This is a genomic window from Kaistia terrae (genome assembly GCF_026344005.1).
GTDB lineage: Bacteria > Pseudomonadota > Alphaproteobacteria > Rhizobiales > Kaistiaceae > Kaistia > Kaistia terrae.
Window position 1 is genome coordinate 24313 of record NZ_JAPKNH010000004.1, and the last position, 17887, is coordinate 42199.

The window sequence follows — 17887 nt, forward strand, 5'->3', positions numbered from 1 at the left end:
CAGGATCATGACACGGGCTAGCAGGACGAGTTTGGGCTTGGCGGTTTGCGCCGCGGCCGTGATGAGCGTCGCCAGCGTGGCCAGGGCGGAGACGCCGCCGGCTTTCGCGACGCTGCCAGCGGAAGTGCAGGCGCTCTATCTCGGTGTCGAAGAGACGATCCAGCCTTCCGCCTATGACAATTTCGGGCCGGTGAAGCAGCCCTGGAAGTGGTGCCATTCGGAGTCCTATCAGGGCAATCCGTGGCGCGTTTCCGTCACGCACGAGTTGGAGCGTCTGGTCGGCCTCTACAAGGAGAAGGGCTGGATTTCCGATTTCGAGATGTCGGATTCCAACGGCGACACCGGCCAGCAGATCGCCCAGATCCGCGCCTTCATCGACAAGAAGTGCAGCATCATCACCTCGTTCGCCGGCTCGTCGACCGCGCTGAACGAAGTGATCGAGGCAGCCTTCAAGGCCGGCATTCCCTTCGTTACCGGCTCCGGCGCCGTCACCAGCCCCTATGCCATCAACGTCGATTCGAACTTCGTGAAGTTCGGTTATGACGTCGCCAAGGGCGTGATCGACGGCATCGGCGGCAAGGGCAATGTGCTGCGCATCGAGGGCATCGCCGGCAGCCCGCTGGTCGCCCAGCAGCGCGTCGGCGCCGACAAGGCTTTTGCCGAAGCGCCCGAGGTCAAGGTAGTCCGCGACGTCAACGGCAACTGGTCGCCTAACGTCACCAAGACCGTGACGCTGCAGGTACTGGCCACCACGCCGCAGCCGATCGCCGGCGTGTGGACCTCCGGTTCGGAGTCGCGCATCGTCGCCGAGGCATTCAAGCAGGCAGGCCGGCCGATCCCGGTTGTCTCCGGCTCGATCTCGGGCGACGCGCTCGGCTTCTGGAAGGACAATCAGGACACGTTCCGCTTCACCGGCGGCGCGTTGATGCCATCCTGGACGGCGCAGACGCTGTTCCGCGTCGGCGTCCGCGTGCTCGAGGGCCAGCAGCCGAAGCTGAACATCCTCATGATTCCGGTGCCGGCCGTGAACCCCGACGAGCTCGGAAAATGGCATCGTGAGTGCATGACCAAGGATGCCGTCTCGATCTTCCCGGTCGCGCCGCAGGATCCGATGCCGGAAGCGCTGATGGACGCCTATTTCGCCAAGCCGGCGCATACGGCGCTGTTCGACTACGCCCAAACGCCGGATCCCTGCGCCAAGTAGGCGCTGCTGAAGGCGATGAATGACGCTACGCCGGTGGCTTTCGAAGAAGCCGCCGGCGTATCGTTCAAACAGGAATCCGGCGCTCGCTGGTTGCGCATCCGGGAGAGTGAGAGTTCATGCTGGAGATCCGGGATCTCTCGAAGCGCTATGGCGAGACGGTAGCGCTCGACGGCGCCACCATCGATTTCACGCCCGGCACGATCCACACGATCCTCGGCGAGAACGGCTCGGGCAAGAGCACGCTGGTCAAGCTGCTCTCCGGCATCGTCACGCCGGATCGTGGAACCATCACCTTCGAAGGGCGCAAGATCGCCGGCCGCGATCCCGCCGATTTTCGCGCCGCCGGCTTTGCCACCGTGTTCCAGGAAGTGCTGATCGCGCCGGATCGCAGCGTCACCGACAACATCCTGCTCGGCTATGACGGCCTGTTCCGCCGCCGCGTGCCGCGTGGCGAACGCCGCGCCCTGGCCGGTCGCATATTGTCCGAATTCGCCTCGACCCATGTGCCGCTCGACGAGCCGGCCGGCGAGGTGCCGCTGGCGGCGCAGCAATTGATCGTGCTCGCCCGCGCGCTGACGCGATCCCCCCGCGTGCTGATCCTCGACGAAGTCACCGCCGCGCTCGATTTCGCCGATCGCGAGGCGGTGTTCGCGTTGATGCGGCGGCTGGCGGCGAGCGGTTGCCTGATCCTGTTCATCACCCACCGGATGGATGAGGTCACGGGCCTCTCCGACCGCGTGACGGTGCTGCGCAGCGGCCAGGTGGTGAAGACGCTGGAGAAGGGCAATCTCGTGCCGGATGAACTGCTTGCGCTCATGGCGCCGGAAACCGCGCGGGAGCTGCATCATGTCGGATAACCCGGTCTCGCTCTCCGTCCTTGGCCTGTCACTGAAGCCGGGCGCCGTTTCGTTCGACCAGGAAATCCGGCGCGGCGAAATCGTCGGCCTCGCCGGGCTCGACGGCCATGGCCAGGACGCCTTCATCGAGACGATGGCCGGCCTGCGCCCGCCCGTTGCCGGCCATGTGAATGCCGGTGCGAAAGCCGACCGTGTCATAAGGAGCTTCCGGCAGGCGGTTCGGAGCGGCATCGCCTATCTGCCGCGCGACCGCCGCGCCACCGGCATTTTCCCGTCCATGTCGATCCTCGACAATTTCGCCATCGCCACCGTCGGCCGCGACCGCAAGCTTGGCCTGATCAGCCCGGCCGAGCGGCGCAAGCGCTATGACTATTATCGCGACCGGCTGTCGATCGTCGCACCCGACCCCGGCCGCATGATCACCACGCTTTCCGGCGGCAACCAGCAGAAGGTGCTGCTCGCCCGGGCGCTCGCGCACAAGCCGGACGTACTGCTGCTGAACGATCCGACCCGCGGCGTCGATATCGCCACCCGCCGCGTCCTCTATTCCGTGTTCCGCGAACTGGCGGCGGAGGGCATGGCGCTGGTCATCCTCTCGACCGAGATCGAGGAGGCGCTGGTCTTGTGCGACCGCATCCTTGTCTTCCGCGAGCAGGAACTGGCCGCCTCGCTGGAAGGCGCCGAGCGCTCGTCCGAGCGCATCATATCCACCATGTTCGGACGCGCAGCATGACGGCAATGGCCACCTCCCAGCCGACCAGCAAAGTGCCCGCCCTGAAGGCGATATGGCGGCAGACCGGCTTCGCGCCGATCCTGTTCGTCGTGCTGCTGGCGATCAACATATTCATCAACCCGGCCCGTTTCTCACCCAGTGCCTGGGGCACGCTGATCGGCCTCGCCGCGCCGCTGGTGGGCGCGGCAATCGCCTCGGCGCCGGCGATCCTCGGCGGCCGGGGCGGCATCGACATTTCGGTCGGCCCGATCATGGGCTTCGTCAACGCCATCGTCGTGCTGGTGCTGATCCAGAAGCTCGGCCTCACCTCGCCCTTCATCGTGGTCGGCGCGGCTGTCCTGATCGGCGCTGCCATCGGCGCGCTGAACGGCTTCATGGCGACGATCCTGCGCATCCAGCCGATCGTCGCCACGCTCGGCACCTATCTGCTGCTGGTCGGCACCACGCTGACCATCCTGCCGGCGCCGACCGGCACGGTCCCCGTCTGGCTGAAATCGCTCGGCGGGCCGCTGTCGATCCTGCCGCTCGGCGCTGTCTTCCTGATCTGGATCGGCATCCGCCGCCTGCCTTACTACGACCACCTGATGGCAGTCGGCAGCGACGACCGCGCCGCCTATACGGCCGGCATCCCGGTCACGCTGGTGCGCTTCCTGTCCTATGTCATCACCGGCGTCTTCGCCGGCGTCGCCGGGTTGATGATGACGGCGCTGATCGGCTCGGCCGATCCGTCGATCGGCCCAACCTACACGCTGATCGCCATCTCGGCGGTGGCGCTCGGCGGCGTCAGCCTCGCCGGCGGCCGTGGCGGCCTGCTCGGCGCCGCCATCGGCGCCATCGACATCTTCCTGCTGCAGAGCGCGCTGACCTTCTTCAACTTCTCGACCTTCGTCCTGCAGATCGCCTATGGCGCGATCCTCGTCATCGCCATCGTGCTGACGGCCTTGCAGGATCGCTGGCTCGGACGCATGCGGGGAGCGGCCTAGATGACACGCTTGACCAGTGACCAGGCGCGCGTGCTCGGCGCGCTCATCGTCGCCGTCGCCCTGCATCTGACCGGCACGGCGCTGATCGAGGGCTACAGCAGCGAATTTTCCATGCGGGCGATGCTGGTGCTCGGCTCGCTGCTCGCCATCGCTTCGATCGGCCAGACGCTGGTGGTGATCATCGGCGGCATCGACCTGTCGATCCCCTTCGTCATCGGCTTCGCCAATGTCGTGACCGCGCAGCTCTATGGCGGCGGCATGAACTTCGCGCTGGTCTGCCTCATCGTCGTCGGCCTCGCCTGTCTCATCGGCGCGCTGAACGGGCTGATCTCGTCAAGCCTGAAGCTGCATCCGCTGATCGTGACCCTCGGCATCGGCACCATCGTGCAGGGTTCGGTGCTGTTGTGGACCGGCGGCTTCCCGTCCGGTTCTGCGCCGGATTCGATCACCGAATTCGTCTCGATCGGCGGCTCGGTCGGCTTTTTGCCTGTGCCGTGGCTGGTGCCGTGCTTCGTCGCGCTTGCCGCGATCGTCACCGTGGCGCTCGCCCGCACCGCCTATGGCCGCCGCCTGTTCGCGCTCGGCAGCAATCCGCGCGCCGCCCCCCTGGCGCTGATCCACCCGGTGGCGATGTGGACCGCGACCTTCGCGATCTCGGCCGCCTTTGCCGCCGTCACCGGCATCCTGCTGCTCGGTTTCACCGGCTCGGCCTATGGCGAAGTGGGACAACCCTATCTGTTCCAGACCATCGCCGCCGTCGTCATCGGCGGCACGGCGCTGGTCGGCGGGCGCGGCTCCTATCTCGGCACGGTCGCCGGCGCGCTGGTGCTGACCGAGATCAACACGCTGCTGATCGGCATCGGCCTGCAACCCTCGCTGGTCCAGGCCGTGCTCGGCGTCGTCATCGTCGTGCTGGTGTCGTTCTACGGCCGAGACGCCCATGTCCGGACGACCATCTAGGGGCCTCAACCCTTGATCGGGAATTTTGGCTCCGGCAAATGGCCGCCGATCTGGCGGCACAGTTCGGCCGCCGACTCGTAGAGATGTTTTGAAGCATCGACGAGTTGCACCTGGTTGGTCACCCAGAGCAGGAACGGCATGGTGATCGCCGCCTGGGCGATGCCGCTGGCGTCGAAGATCGGGAAGGAGACGTCGGTGATGCCACGCAGCGTCTCGTCCGCCACCACCTCATAGCCGCGCTTCTGGATCTGTTCGACGCGGCGGATCAGCGGCTCCGGATCCTTTTCACGCGAGCGCAATTCTTCCGAGGCGCGCTCGATCAGCATGGCGCGGGTCGGCTCGTTCTGGAAGGCGATCAGCGTGCGCCCGGACGCCGTCGACAGCATCTTGGTCTGCGTGCCGAGCCGGACGCGAAAACCGACCGGAGCAGGATTATCCGCGACGGCGATGACGCGCACGGTCAATCCGTCGAGGATCGACAGGATGATCGCCTCCTCGACCTCGGCCGCAAGGCTCGCCAGGATCGGCTGCGCCGCCTCGCGCAGACGCCGGATCGGCGGATGGCCGCAGGCGAGGTCGAACAGCTTCATCGAGATCTGGAAGGCTTCGCCGGGCGGCTTGCGCTCGACATAGCCGCGTCGCTCCAGCGAGACGACGACGCGGTAGACCTCCTGCACCGAGCGGCCGAGCGACTGGGCAATCTGCGACAGGATCAACCCGTTCGATTGGCCGGCGAGTAGCTCAAGGATATCGAGTCCCTTCTCCAGCGCTGGGGCCTTGTAGGCGAGGGACGCGGCCTGCTTGTCCGGTTCCGCCAATGCGGCTGCTTCCTTGGCCATCATTCCACTCACTGGCTGTTGTTTCCCCATCGATACAGTATCGCGCCCTTGACAGCATGGGGAGGTGGATCTCCTATTTAAACGATAAAGTTCATATGTGGAAAATGACGCCTTCCGGCGGCATCGTCCGGGGAGGCATGGGTATGACGGGACAGTGCTATGACGGGCCGATCATCGACGCCCATCATCACCTTTGGGATCTCGGCCTTGGCAAGCATGGCTGGCTGAGGGGCGGCAGCAGCGACGACGAAATCGCGCCGCTTCGCCAGAACTATCTGGTCGCCGACTATGAAGCGGAGGCGCTGCCGCTGAACATCGTCGCCAGCGTGCATGTCGAGGCGGACTGGGATCCGGCCGACCCTGCCGGCGAGAGCCGCTGGCTCGATACGCTCGAGCGTTCGCCCGGCATTGCCGAGCGCTATGTCGCCTATGCGGCGCTGCTCGATCCCGACGCCGAAGCAGTGCTGGAACAGCATGCGGCCAATCAACGGGTCGTCGGCATCCGCGAGATCTTGAGTTGGCATCCCGACCCGGCCAAGCGCCGCATGCCCGACAACGACCGCATGGACGATCCGCGCTGGCGCGCCAATCTCGAAAAATTCCGCCAGCATGGCTTCAGTTTCGACCTGCTGATCACGCCGCATCAGTTTGAAAGCACGCGCCGGCTGGTGGCTGATTTTCCCGATATCGCCTTCATCCTGAACCATTGCGGCAGCCCGATCGACCGCGACGCCGAGTCCATGCAGCGCTGGCGCGAAGGGCTCAAGCAGCTCGCCGCCGCGGAAAACGTCGCGATCAAGATATCGGATCCGGTCGCCTACGATCCGCAATGGAGCCGTGAAAGCCTGACTGAAGTGATCGACGCCTGTATCGACGCCTTCGGCCCCGAGCGGGCGATGTTCGCGACCGATTATCCCGTCGCCGGGCTGCATATCAGCCTTGCCGAATGGGTCGACGTCTTCAAGGACGCAACGAAGGCATTCTCCGCCGATGAGCAGGCGGCGCTGTTTGCCGGGAACGCGCGGCGCTGGTATCGCATGCCGTAGAAAGCATGCCATCGCCGCCCAGAACTCCGGGCTTCTTGATTGGCTCGCTCCGCCATCATCCTGAGGCGCTTCGCGCTAGCGAAGCCTCGAAGGAGGCTCCAGCGGAGCACGGTTCATCGCTTTGATATCGGCGTCTTCTGGACCCTCCTTCGAGGCCCGGCTTCGCCGGGCGCCTCAGGATGATGCGCGAGTTTTATGTGTGGTGGCTTGGAGGTCGTCGCACATATGCGTCGCGAAAATGCGCCTCAATTGCTGGCCTGTGTCTGAACGTCGTCGAGCTTGACGAAGACGGTGCCGCTCGCCAGCAGGCGCTGTATGCCTTCGGCCACGCCCTTGCCGGCCGAATGGCTGGGCTGGTTGATATGGGCGATGATCACGTCGCCCGATTTGGCGGCGGCGATGCGCTTGGCGACTGTCGCGGCCGGCAGCGAAGCGCCCATGTCGGCATTGAGCGAGAAGCCGGCGATCGAATAGCCTTCGGCGCGGATGGAATCGAGCGCGTCGCGGCTATAGACGGCGGTGGCGCCGCGGAACCAGTGCGGTGCCTTGCCGGTCGCCTGCAGGACCGCCGCCGCTCCGCCATCGACCTCCTGCTTGACGCTCGCCAGCGATCCCGCCGTCTTCAGCCCGTAGAGGCTCGGAATGTCGGTGATGGCCGGGACGTGCTGGTCGCCGTGGTTCTCGATCTGAAACAGTTCGGGATGTGCCATCAGCAGGGTGATCGCACCCGGATTGTGCTTCAGCCAGCGATGCGTGACGAACAAGGTCGCCGGAATGCTGTGCTCGATCAGTACGTTCAGGATGCGCAGGTCGACCGCGCCCGAGCAGGCGTCAAAGGTGAGCGCCACGACGCGCGGGCCGGGTGGCGGCGAGGCTATGCGCAGCTTGAGTTCGACGTCACGCGAACTGGCGGAGGCGGCCGTGCTCATCAGGACCGAGACGGCTACCCCAATCAACATGGCGCGGAACGAAGGGGCAGGCATGCGAAACTCCCGGATACGGCCGACTGTCGGCGCGCACAGCTAAGGGCGCAGTCTTGGACCAATTTGTGGCCCTCCGCCAATCGTTGACCGATGTTCTCCCTCGCTTCCGAGGGCTTGCCGCCAACGCAAGTCACGTTTTGATAACAAAGCTGTTAGGCTGTCTCGACAAGGGTGAGTGCTGGGACGGTTGGGGGCGCACTCCGTATCCAAGCCGGGACGAGGAGCAGGATGGCTCAGATCGCGCAGTGCCATTGCCGGGTTTGCGAGGTGAACGTCAGTTATGTCTCTGGTGCGGGGCGAGAGTCCGGTCGCGCCAAGACGGGCAGGGCGGTGGGGGAGAGCGGCCATGGGTAGCGGCTCGCCGGTCATCCTGCTGATCGAGGACGAGGCGCTGGTGCGTTTCGCTGTCGCCGAATTGCTGGAAGAGCTCGGATTTGTCGTCGAGATGGCGGCCTCGGCCAAGGAGGCGACCGCCCATCTGCGCGCACCCGATCATCACCACAATCATTACCGCGTCGTGATCGTCGATCTTGGACTTCCGGACAGTTCGGGCGAGGACCTGGTCCGGAATATTCTGGCCGAATTGATCGATATTCCAGTCATCATTGCGAGCGGCGACGACCCGTCCTCGATTGACCTGGCACTCACGGGCGACGCCCGCGTTGCCTTTCTCAGCAAGCCTTATGGCGCGCGGGGGATGATCCAGGTGCTGGATGGGCTCGGTATCGTCGTCGAGCGGCCGCTCGACGGCTGATTGCCCGCAATGCGCATGCCGGTCACCGACATGCAACCATGGCGTCGGACTGACGTTCCCGCTTAAGGACGCACTTGGAGGCTGCTGGATGACGATGGATCTCTATCTCGAGGCGACGTTGCGGCTCGGGGCAGCGGCTCTTTGTGGCCTGCTCATCGGCATCAATCGCGATGTCCATGAAAAGCCGGCCGGCATGCGCACGTTGGCGCTGGTGGCGCTCGGAGCCGCCGTGGCCACGCTGACAGCGCTCTGGATCCCCGGTTTCGAGAGCGAACCGGACGCCCAGAGCCGCGTGATTCAGGGCGTGATCCAAGGCGTTCTCGCCGGCATCGGCTTCATCGGCGCCGGCGCCATCATCCGCATGGGCAAGAATGGCGAGGATGTGCAGGGAGTGACCACCGCCGCGACCGTCTGGATCTCGGCCGCCATCGGCATCGCCTGCGGCATGGGAGCCTGGCCGATCGTGCTGGTCGGCTCGCTGCTGGTGTTCTTCATCCTGATTGTCGCCAAGCGCATCGAGAACTGGCTGATGCGGAAATTATTGCCGAAAGACGAGAAGGGCCACCCCGACAGGGCGAAGGCCAAGGCCGAACGAGGTTCCGGCTGAAAGGCGGCATTCGCGGAGACGGCGAATGGCTCCAGCTTCTTGTTTGTTCGCGTTTTCTTCAGGCGAAAACGCCCTACGTCAGGACACTCGCGCCGAGATTGATGGCAAGCGCCAGCAGCGTCGTGTTGAAGATGAACGACGCGATCGAATGGAACATCATCACCATTCGGAAATCCGTCGTCCGCACGTTCACGTCCGACGTCTGGAAGGTCGCGCCGAGGCAGAAGGCGAAATAGAAGAAGTCCCAGATCACCGGTTCGGGCGTGTCGGGGAAGATTAGGCCGCCGACATCATCCTCCGTCCCGTCCGCGTTGCTGTCCGTTCCGGCCGGCGCGTAATAGAGCCGCGCATAGTGGAACGCGAACAGCGTGTTGAAGACGACCCAGCCGAGCGGGATGCTGATGATCGCCGTGGCAAGATGCGTGGCCGACGTGTTGGAGCCGTTCAGGATCGAGAAAATCGAATAGAACGAGAAGGCGATGGCGCCGACGGTCAGCGCCATGATGAGCAGGATGCCTTCATCGTCGTTCCGCGCGCGTCGCCGTAATGTGTCGAGATTGGCTTTCGCCGCGAGCCGCAGCAGGAAGAACAGATAGACGATGAAGAAGATATCGCCGGAAGCGATCAGCGCGAATTCGGGTACGATCCAGCGAATGATGAAATACGCAACGATCGCCACGATGACGGACTGATAAAAATGGGTGTGTTGTTGCCAGTGGCGCTGGAGGAACGAAATCGGACTGCTCCGCTCTGCGAGCCTATTCGACGAATACCGTCACGCGATCCGACCGCCCGGCCGAATCAACCACTGATAGCGTAACAAATCCCGGCCCGTCCGGTTGCCAGCTTTCGGCGCGGGAAAACGGCGTCTGCGCGATCGGCAGGCCGTTGGCGAACCAGGTGAAGGGCGGCTGGCCGTTGCGGATCTTGATCATCAACGGCATCGGATCGCCGGCGCGGATGCCGAGATCGACCTGGACGCCATCGGGCGGGAAGGCGATCTGCGGCGTGTCGGGCGCCTTGTTGGCGAGCGTGTCCGTGCCGCGAAAGCGCTTCAGCGGCGCCGGCAAATCGCCGTTGGACGCAATCAGCGCGCCACGCGGCGCGGGCATCAGCGGGGCGCGGTCGCCGCCAAGCTTGTCGAAGGCTTCGAACAGCACCGGCGCCGCCGTGCCGATGCCGGAAAGGCCGGAGACTGGCGCGCCATCGGCACGCCCTGCCCAGACGCCGATCACCGTGCGGCCATCGAAACCGATCGACCAGGCGTCGCGATAGCCATAGGAGGTGCCGGTCTTGTAGGCGATGCGGCCACGCGCGCCGATTGTCGGCGGCGGCACGTCGGCGAGGATGTCGGAGACATACCAGGCGGCGAGCGGATCGAGCACCGGCGCGGTATCGGCCGTGGCCACGATCGGCACAGGCTCGGGATGCAGCGCCACCGGCCGGCCGCCGCGCGCGATCGCCGCATAGACCGAGACGAGGTCGCGCAGCGATATGCCGACGCCGCCGAGGCCGACGGCGAGGCCGGCGGCCGACATGTCCGGCAGGCGCGGATTGGCCGCGGCGCGCTTCAGCCGCGCAATCAGCCGCGCCGGCCCGACCGCGTCCAGAACCTGCACGGCCGGCACGTTGAGCGATTGCGTCAGCGCATCGTGGATGGTTACCGTGCCGCGATAAAATCCGTCGAAATTGACTGGGGCGTAGCCGGCAAAGGCGGAGGGCTTGTCCTCGATCAGGCTTTGCGGATGGGCAAGGCCCTGCTCGAAGGCGAGGCCGTAAATCAGGGGCTTCAGCGTCGAGCCGGGCGAGCGCACCGCTTCCGTCATGTCGACATAGCCGTTGCGGCCATCATCCATGAAGCCGGCCGAGCCGACCGAGGCGAGGATGTCGCCGGTGACATGGTCGGCAACGAGGATGGCGACCGACGTCTTGGCGCCGACTTTGGCCGCACGCGTGCTGGCCAGCGTCTCCAGCTTCGCCTGCAATCGGCCGTCGATGGTGAGCTTTATCACCGGATCGCCCGGATGCCGCTTTCGCGCTTGATCGCCGAGGTGTGCCGCCAGCATGGGAAACGGCTTTCGCGCTTCGGGAATGCGTTCTGTCTTGGCGGAGGCGGCGGTCTCCTCGTCGAGCACGCCCGCCGTGACCAACCGGTCGAGCACGCGGTCGCGCGCCGCCTTGGCCGCCTTCGGGTCGCGATCCGGCCGCCGCGCTTCCGGCGATTGCGGCAGCGCGACGAGCAGGGCGGCTTCCGCGATGGTCAGCCGGCGCGGCTCCTTGCCGAAATAGGCCAGCGTCGCGGCGCGGATGCCTTCGAGATTGCCGCCATAGGGCGCCAGCGCCAGGTAGAGCGACAGGATCTGGTTCTTGTCGAGTTTTTGCTCGAGCGCCCGCGCATGGACGATCTGCTTGAGCTTGCTCTCGGCCTGTCGGGTCGAGCCGCCCTGGACAAGGCGCGCGACCTGCATGGTCAGCGTCGAGCCGCCGGAAACGACATGGCCGTTGCGCAGGATCTGGCCGGCGGCGCGGCCGAAGGCGCGCCAGTCGACGCCGTGATGCTCGTCGAAGCGGCGATCCTCATAGCCCTTCAGCATGGTGAGGAACATCGGATCGACCTCGCCAAGCGTCACCGGCAGCCGCCAGCGGCCTTCCGCGATGGTGTAGGGCCGCAGCAGCGTATCGGTGCGATCGACGACGATCTGCGAGGTCGGCACCTTGGCCGGATCCGGCACCGGCGGCAGCGTCCTGTCGATCTCGGCCAGCACACCGCCAAGCCAGGCATAGGCGAAGAACGCTGCCAGCCCGAGCGACAGCCCGCCAATGGCGAAGCGGCGGGGCCAGCCCTTTCTTTCACCTCTCCCTGAGGGAGAGGTCGACGGCGAAGCCGGCGGGTGAGGGGTTACGCCCTCTCCGGTTAGCCCGTAAACCCTCACCCGGCCCTGCGGGCCGACCTCTCCCTCAGGGAGAGGTGAAGGTTTGCCTCCATTGCTGTCGCTGTCGCGTCCGCCGTTCATCGCCGCCGCCTTTGATGGCTCGGCGCCAATCCCACGCTCGCCGTCATCCCCGCGAAAGCGGGGACCCATTCAGCCTGAGGCTTCGGCTGCATGGATCCCGGGTCTTCGCCCGGGATGACGGCGCGCGTGGTCATGCGTTTCGTCCGCTCACTTCGTCGTCGTCGGTCCGACGATCTCGACCGAGCCGGTGTCGGTATGAGCCTGGCGGTCGGGGTCGTACATGTCTTCGACGGTTGCTGCCGGATGCACGAACTGGCCCGGCGACACGGCGCGCACGCCATAAGCGACCGAGAACTCCAGCGGATCGCCGGCCGAGCGGGTCACCGCCGCGACGAAGCGGTCGGTGCGGGCCTCGGTGTGGGCGACATTGGTCTCGACCTTCAGCCACTCATAGGAGGCCGTATCGCCCGAGCGCGAGATGTTGGGGTTCTCGATCTCGAAGCCGGCGGGCAACGGATCGACCACCATCAGCCGTCCGAAACGCTGCTTGTCGGCCAGCACCCGCAGCACCACCACCAGCCGGTCGTTCTGGCCGACCGTCGTCGGGTCCGCCTCGCTGCCATCGGTGTTGAAATAGCTGCGGGTGATGGTGAAGCCCTCGCCGCCGGCCGGCTCCGGCGTCGCCGGGATGCCGGTCAGCGTCAGGGCGGCATCGAGCGCCACCTTGCTGGTGTTTTCCACCACCAGCGGACGCGGCGACACGTCGGAACCAAGCAGCTTGCGATAGAGCGGCACGTCGGCATGGTTGCCGTCGACCTCGATCGAAGCCTGCTTCAGGTCCGACATCATCGCGGCCGCCGCCATCAGCATCCAGCCCTGCTCCTGGGTCGAGATGTAGCGGCGGTTGTCGCGGGTGGTGGCGACGTCGTCGACCAGCGTCTTCAGGTTGGCGTCCTTGTCGCCGCTTTCGGCGACGAGCGTCAGCACGGCGGCCTGGTCGCGCAGGGTCGAGCCGTAATCCTCGCGGCCGACGAGCAGCGGGCCGTAGCCGCGCTGCAGATTTTCGATCGCGACCTTGAGCACCGAGCCGGAGCGAGCCTTGTCGCCGTAAAGGGCGAGGGCCGCGCCGATCTGGGCCTGCGCCAGCGGGGTTGCGAAGTTGTTGAGCTTCGATTCCGCGTAATAGCGCAGATCGCCGATCGCCGCCTTGCCGTTGCGGGCCAGCACATAGAGCGAATAGGCGATCGCCTCGCCACCCTTGTCGAAGTCCTGGGCGTAACCGACCTTGTTGGAGAGGTTGTCGAGCGCGTTGTTGAACGCGATCTCCGGCACCAGGTAGCCGGCCGCCTTGGCGCGGGTCAGGAAGTCGGTGACATAGGCATCGAGCCAGAGATCCTCATAGCCAGGGCCCCAGAGGCCGAAGGAGCCGGCCGAGGACTGGTTATCGAGCACCTTGCCGATCGAATCCTGCAGGCGCTTGCGAAGCTCGCTGTCCTGCGCGATGCCGATCGTCGCCGCCACCTGGTTCAGATAGAGCAGCGGCATGGCCTTCGAGGTGATCTGCTCGGTGCAGCCATAGGGGTAGCGATCGAGCGAGGCGAGGATCGCCGCGACGTCGAGCTTGGCCGAGCCGCCAATGGCGAGCGTGGCGCTGGTGGTGCCCGGCACGAATTCCGCGAAGGCGTATTCGTCGACGGTCAGCTTGTTGCCGGGCGCGAGCGAGATCAGTGAACGGCGCGAGACCGGCTGACCGGCCGGGCGGATGCCCAGCATGTAGGTGCGGTCGAAGGTCTGGCCGTTCTCCGGGCTCGCCAGGCTGACGGTGATCTGGTGATCGCCAATGTCCACCGCCTTGATCGGCAGCGCGATCGTGGCGCGGCCGGCCTTTTCCAGGCGAACCTGCTTGTCGGCATCACCGGGGTCCATGGCGAGGCCGGGGGCATCGACGGTCAGTTGGTAATCGCCGGCCGGGCCTTCGACATTGTTGATCTCGACCTGGATGCGGCTCTGGTCGTCGGGCGTCATGAAGCGCGGCAAACTTGCCATCACCACGACCGGATCGCGGATGATGACTTCCTTCTCGGCATGGCCGATGCCTTCCTTCGACCAGGCCATCGCCATGACGCGGACCGAGCCGTTGAAATCGGGCACGTCGAAGGTGATCGTCGCCTTGCCGTTCTCGTCGACCTTCACCACGCCGGAATAATAGGCGATCAGCTTCTCGGTCGGCGGAACCGACTTCAGGCCCGGCGCGCCGCCGTCGCCGCCGGAGCGGAGACGGCCGGGGACGCCCTGCATGCGGTCGATCAGCAGGCCGTAGAGGTCGCGGATCTCCATGCCGAGCCGCCGCTGGCTGAAATACCAGCCGTCCGGATCGGGCGTCTTGAACTGGGTCAGGTTGAGAATGCCGATATCGACGGCCGCCACCGTGACATAGGCGTCCTCGCCCTTCTTCAGATTGGCGAGCGTGACGGGGATGGTGAGCGGACCGCGCGGCCGGATCTGGTCCTCGGGGTCGAGCTGGACGTCAATCCGGCGATCGGCCGGATCGACCGGCACCCAGGCGAGGCCGAGCGCGCGCGTCGGCATCCGCTTGGCCTGAACGTCCATCGGCCGGAACAGAGTCGCCGTCACATAGGCGCCCGGACCCCAATTGGCCGTCACGGGCAGGTCGACGGTCGTGCCACCCTCTGGAACCTCGACCGTCTTCATGTCGATGACGCGGTCGTCGATCACCATGATCTGGGCGATGCCGGGGAAGCGCGGATCGAGACGGAGCTTGGCCGTGTCGCCAGGCTTATAGTTCTTCTGGTCAAGCGAGACGGTCAGCATGTCCGGCGTCTCGGAGGCGGCCGAGGCGTCGACATACCAGCCGGCGTCGAAACCATAGCTCGACGAGGTCGGTGCCTCACCGGCGAGCGCGACCGTCAGGCGGAAGCGGCCCCAGTTGACCTTGCCCTCGATGGCGGCGGGCTTGGAGGCGTCGAGATCGACCGTGCCATTGGCGACGCGGGTCGCCGTGGTGATCGCTTCATACTTCCAGGAGCCGTCGCGGCGATACCACTGGTAGTTCGTGTCGAGCTTCTCGATCTGCCAGGTCGCGCCCTTGGCGTCGATGCGCTTGCCGTCCGGGCCGATGGCGATCAGCTCGAAGCTGGCCGCGGCGCCTTCCGAGACGCTGCCGTCGAAATTCGGCTTGATGCCGATATGCGGCTTGTTGCCATTGGCCGGCAGGGTCAGGCGGCGCTCGACGGCGCGGCCATTGGTGTCGGTGACGCGGACGACGATTTCGGCGTTGAAGAGCTTGGTCGTTTCGGGAAGCGTGGGCACGGTGGCGTCGAAATTCGCCTCGCCGGCATCGTCTGTGACGGCGCTGGCGCCGAGCGAATCGCGCACGCTTTCGACCGGGTCGTCAGATAGGCCGAACGAAAAGCCGGGATAGTCCGGGCTGGTGCTGGTCGGCGTTGCGATGATGTCGCCGTCGACGCCGAGGCCGATCGCCGTTGCGCCATAGAGATATTTGGCGGTCAGCTGGATCGGGAAGGTACCGCCGGAGATCAGCCGTTCGGCCGTCGTCTTCAGCTCGAAGGCGATCCGCTCGGGCTCGAAATCATCGATCAGCGCCGAGATTTCGGTCAGCGCCGCGCCATCCGGATCGGCATAGAGCTGGAAGCGCCAGGCGCCGCGCTGGGCGCCATCGGGGATCGCCACGTCATGGCTGTAGCCGCCCTGGCCCTCTTCGGTGAGCTGGGTGCGCAGGAATTCGACGCCATCCGGGCGATCGACGACCAGCGTCAGCGGCAGGCCATTGACGGCCTTCGCCTGTGCGTCGCGCAGCAGCGCCGTCAGATGCACCGTCTCGCCGGGGCGATAGATGCCGCGTTCGGAGGTGAAGAAGGTGTCGAGCGGGCCGGGGGCCGGGCGCCCGTCGACGCCACGATCGGTCAGGTCGAAGGCGGTCTTCTTCATGTCGAGGAAGGCGTAGTCGCCGGCCGCCGTCTGGGCGACCAGCAATTGGGGCGCCATGCCGCCAATGCCGCGCGCCAGCCCCGGTTCGAAGCGGACATAGCCATCGGCATTGGTGGTCGCCTCGCCCAGCACCTCGTCATTGGTGGCGACGAGCTTGACCTTCACGCCGGCCAGCGCCTGCGCCGTATTGAGCGAGCGGATGACGGCATGGACGCCGTCATTGCCGGAAAGCGCCGACAGGCCGAGGTCGGAAACGATGAACCACTGCGTGGCGAGCGAGGAATCGTAGCCGCCATCGTTGGAGCCCTTAGTCGCGGCCTTGGCGGTGATGACATAGACGCCCGGTTCGATCGTCTTGACCGCATCGCCGATCGGGATCGCGGTCGTGATGTTCTCGTTCAGTTTCTTGGCGCCGACCTCGATCTGGCCCTTCCAGACGGAGGTGCCCGACGTGTTGGCGATCTGGCTGGCCGAATAGCTGTCGAGCTGGCGCAGGAAATTGCCATCGCGGACCGCGATCGCGATCGAGCGGTCGCCAATGCGATAGACCTCGGCGTCGATCAGGTCGGTGTTGATTGAGTCGATCGGGATCGAGGCGCCCTGGCCGGCGGGCAGCACATAGGCGTTGCCGGCAAAGCCGACCCAGGGGGCGCGGTCGCGGATATAGCTGGAGACGGAAGCCGTCTGCGCCAGCTTCTCGCCATCGGCAGACGGCAGGCCGGCGCGGAAGCGCATGGTGTAGCGCTGGCCGTGCTTCAGTCCGTCGATGCAGATCTGGCTGTCCTGCGGCTCGACCGCGAGGCCCTTGCCGCCCTCGACGACGACATAGTCGGAGAGCGTCGCATCGGATACCGGCAGCGGATCCGAGAAGACGACGCACATGCGCGGCGAGGCGGCATCGGCATCGACCGTGTTGGAGACGACGCGGAACCCGCGCTCGGCGATCAGCTTGTCGTAAGCGGCGCGGAACTGCGGATCCTGCTTGTATTCGAGGCTGAGGCGATAGGACTTGATCGCTTCCTTCCACATCTCGCGCCGTTCGAGCGAATGGGCGAGCAGGGCGAGCGACAGCGCCTGGTCGCCGGCGCCATCGGCGCGCAGATAGGCGTTGATGGCGGCCGACGTCGCGGCAGCCAGCACGTCGCGGCGCTGCGAATAGTCGTCCGGATTGCGCTTCAACAGGCCGAGCGCGAATTCGCGCCAGATGCCGGAATCATCGGGCGCGATCGCCAGCATGGCGCCGAGATCGCGCTCCAGTTCCGTCGTGTTGCCATTCGCCCGCGCCCGGTCGGCACCCTGGCGGATCGTGTCATAGCCAATGCCATGCGAGGGATAGTCGCGGGCCAGCGTATTGAGCTGCGCCTTCGCATTCTCGAAAGGCGAGGGCCCGAGGAAGGTCAGTTCCTCGATGCGCTTTTCCTGGGTCGTCTTGTCGATCGACTTGGCGACGATGATGCGGCCGGCCGTGGCGCCCGGGGCGACGGCGAGACTGCCGAAATCGCTCTTCAGGAAGCACCACGTCGCCTTGGTATTGTAGGTGAAGGCCTTGCAGGACTGGTCGTCGACGCAGGCGGTCGCGCAGGCCTTCTGGTCGATGTCCTTCAGCGTCTGCAGGTCGAAGCCGGGATAGTCGGCGTCGCGGCTGATGATGACGCGCCGCGGGCCGTCATCCTGCGCCTGCGCTGGAGACGCCATGCCGCCGAGGGAAAGCGCCAGGCCGAAAGCCAGCCCCAGCAATCGGCTCGCACCGCGAAGTCCGCCCATAGCGCGCATGTCTCTCTCCCGAACGCCGTCTTCACCAAGCGGCGCAGTCTAGGCGTCGGAAGCCTTCAGGTAAAGCTGCGCTGGCAAGTTGGTTGTGCAGCTAAGTATTTAGAATTGAACGGAAATAATTCGCAACTGGCGTGTCTGTGATAGGCGTCACAGGAGCAGCGTGCGTGCTTCTTCACCTCTCCCTGAGGGAGAGGTCGACGCCCAACGGGCGGCGGGTGAGGGTTT

The 17887-nt window shown here is 65.7% G+C and carries 13 protein-coding genes; 8 read left to right on the top strand and 5 right to left on the bottom strand.

Features of this window, described 5'->3' with window-relative positions; genetic code table 11:
* Positions 1 to 7 precede the first annotated feature (7 nt).
* The 5 genes from OSH12_RS12650 to OSH12_RS12670 all read left to right on the top strand — a co-directional run bounded on the left by OSH12_RS12650 (position 8) and on the right by OSH12_RS12670 (position 4737).
* On the top strand, positions 8 to 1204 hold the full coding sequence (locus OSH12_RS12650) for a substrate-binding domain-containing protein (protein ID WP_266343928.1): 1197 nt from the start codon (positions 8 to 10) through the stop codon (positions 1202 to 1204).
* 116 nt (positions 1205 to 1320) lie between these two features.
* Positions 1321 to 2061: an ATP-binding cassette domain-containing protein gene (locus OSH12_RS12655; protein WP_266343929.1), complete on the top strand. Its 741-nt coding sequence runs from the start codon at positions 1321 to 1323 to the stop codon at positions 2059 to 2061.
* On the top strand, positions 2051 to 2794 hold the full coding sequence (locus tag OSH12_RS12660) for an ATP-binding cassette domain-containing protein (RefSeq protein WP_266343930.1): 744 nt from the start codon (positions 2051 to 2053) through the stop codon (positions 2792 to 2794). The genes OSH12_RS12655 and OSH12_RS12660 overlap by 11 nt, the downstream gene beginning before the upstream one ends.
* Positions 2791 to 3777, top strand: coding sequence for an ABC transporter permease (locus OSH12_RS12665; RefSeq protein ID WP_266343931.1), 987 nt, complete (start codon positions 2791 to 2793; stop codon positions 3775 to 3777). The genes OSH12_RS12660 and OSH12_RS12665 overlap by 4 nt, the downstream gene beginning before the upstream one ends.
* Positions 3778 to 4737 carry an ABC transporter permease gene (locus tag OSH12_RS12670; RefSeq protein ID WP_266343932.1) on the top strand — a complete coding sequence of 320 codons (960 nt, stop codon included), beginning with the start codon at positions 3778 to 3780 and terminating at the stop codon, positions 4735 to 4737.
* Positions 4738 to 4742: 5 nt separating this feature from the next.
* Here the strand turns inward: OSH12_RS12670 and OSH12_RS12675 are convergent, their stop codons facing one another.
* Positions 4743 to 5579, bottom strand: a complete 837-nt coding sequence (locus OSH12_RS12675; RefSeq protein WP_266344392.1) for an IclR family transcriptional regulator — start codon at positions 5577 to 5579, stop codon at positions 4743 to 4745.
* Positions 5580 to 5719: 140 nt separating this feature from the next.
* On the opposite strand from OSH12_RS12675, the gene OSH12_RS12680 reads away from it, so the two are divergent.
* The gene (locus OSH12_RS12680; protein ID WP_266343933.1) at positions 5720 to 6622 is read left to right on the top strand and encodes an amidohydrolase family protein; all 903 of its coding nucleotides are present in this window, start codon (positions 5720 to 5722) and stop codon (positions 6620 to 6622) included.
* 245 nt (positions 6623 to 6867) lie between these two features.
* Here OSH12_RS12680 and OSH12_RS12685 read toward each other — a convergent pair whose 3' ends face one another.
* Entirely contained in the window at positions 6868 to 7605 is a 738-nt protein-coding gene (locus tag OSH12_RS12685) for a polysaccharide deacetylase family protein (protein WP_266343934.1), read from the bottom strand.
* A 346-nt stretch (positions 7606 to 7951) separates the two neighbouring features.
* On the opposite strand from OSH12_RS12685, the gene OSH12_RS12690 reads away from it, so the two are divergent.
* Both OSH12_RS12690 and OSH12_RS12695 read left to right on the top strand, forming a co-directional pair.
* Positions 7952 to 8359, top strand: coding sequence for a response regulator (locus OSH12_RS12690; protein WP_266343935.1), 408 nt, complete (start codon positions 7952 to 7954; stop codon positions 8357 to 8359).
* 88 nt (positions 8360 to 8447) lie between these two features.
* The gene (locus OSH12_RS12695) at positions 8448 to 8966 is read left to right on the top strand and encodes an MgtC/SapB family protein (RefSeq protein WP_266343936.1); all 519 of its coding nucleotides are present in this window, start codon (positions 8448 to 8450) and stop codon (positions 8964 to 8966) included.
* A 73-nt stretch (positions 8967 to 9039) separates the two neighbouring features.
* On the opposite strand, the gene OSH12_RS12700 is transcribed toward OSH12_RS12695, so the two are convergent.
* The 3 genes from OSH12_RS12700 to OSH12_RS12710 all read right to left on the bottom strand — a co-directional run bounded on the left by OSH12_RS12700 (position 9040) and on the right by OSH12_RS12710 (position 17662).
* Complete coding sequence (locus OSH12_RS12700) at positions 9040 to 9645, bottom strand: DUF1345 domain-containing protein (protein ID WP_266343937.1); 606 nt, start codon at positions 9643 to 9645, stop codon at positions 9040 to 9042.
* Between the two features lie 79 nt (positions 9646 to 9724).
* The gene (pbpC, locus tag OSH12_RS12705) at positions 9725 to 11980 is read right to left on the bottom strand and encodes a penicillin-binding protein 1C (protein WP_266343938.1); all 2256 of its coding nucleotides are present in this window, start codon (positions 11978 to 11980) and stop codon (positions 9725 to 9727) included.
* Between the two features lie 147 nt (positions 11981 to 12127).
* Entirely contained in the window at positions 12128 to 17662 is a 5535-nt protein-coding gene (locus tag OSH12_RS12710; protein WP_266343939.1) for an alpha-2-macroglobulin family protein, read from the bottom strand.
* Positions 17663 to 17887 lie beyond the last annotated feature (225 nt).

Bases quoted from the DNA above. Each gene is read 5' to 3' on its own strand.
- OSH12_RS12650 (WP_266343928.1), top strand. From the start codon at position 8: ATGACACGGGCTAGCAGGACGAGTTTGGGCTTGGCGGTTTGCGCCGCG.
- OSH12_RS12655 (WP_266343929.1), top strand. From the start codon at position 1,321: ATGCTGGAGATCCGGGATCTCTCGAAGCGCTATGGCGAGACGGTAGCG.
- OSH12_RS12660 (WP_266343930.1), top strand. From the start codon at position 2,051: ATGTCGGATAACCCGGTCTCGCTCTCCGTCCTTGGCCTGTCACTGAAG.
- OSH12_RS12665 (WP_266343931.1), top strand. From the start codon at position 2,791: ATGACGGCAATGGCCACCTCCCAGCCGACCAGCAAAGTGCCCGCCCTG.
- OSH12_RS12670 (WP_266343932.1), top strand. From the start codon at position 3,778: ATGACACGCTTGACCAGTGACCAGGCGCGCGTGCTCGGCGCGCTCATC.
- OSH12_RS12675 (WP_266344392.1), bottom strand. From the start codon at position 5,579: ATGATGGCCAAGGAAGCAGCCGCATTGGCGGAACCGGACAAGCAGGCC.
- OSH12_RS12680 (WP_266343933.1), top strand. From the start codon at position 5,720: ATGACGGGACAGTGCTATGACGGGCCGATCATCGACGCCCATCATCAC.
- OSH12_RS12685 (WP_266343934.1), bottom strand. From the start codon at position 7,605: ATGCCTGCCCCTTCGTTCCGCGCCATGTTGATTGGGGTAGCCGTCTCG.
- OSH12_RS12690 (WP_266343935.1), top strand. From the start codon at position 7,952: ATGGGTAGCGGCTCGCCGGTCATCCTGCTGATCGAGGACGAGGCGCTG.
- OSH12_RS12695 (WP_266343936.1), top strand. From the start codon at position 8,448: ATGACGATGGATCTCTATCTCGAGGCGACGTTGCGGCTCGGGGCAGCG.
- pbpC (WP_266343938.1), bottom strand. From the start codon at position 11,980: ATGAACGGCGGACGCGACAGCGACAGCAATGGAGGCAAACCTTCACCT.
- OSH12_RS12710 (WP_266343939.1), bottom strand. From the start codon at position 17,662: ATGCGCGCTATGGGCGGACTTCGCGGTGCGAGCCGATTGCTGGGGCTG.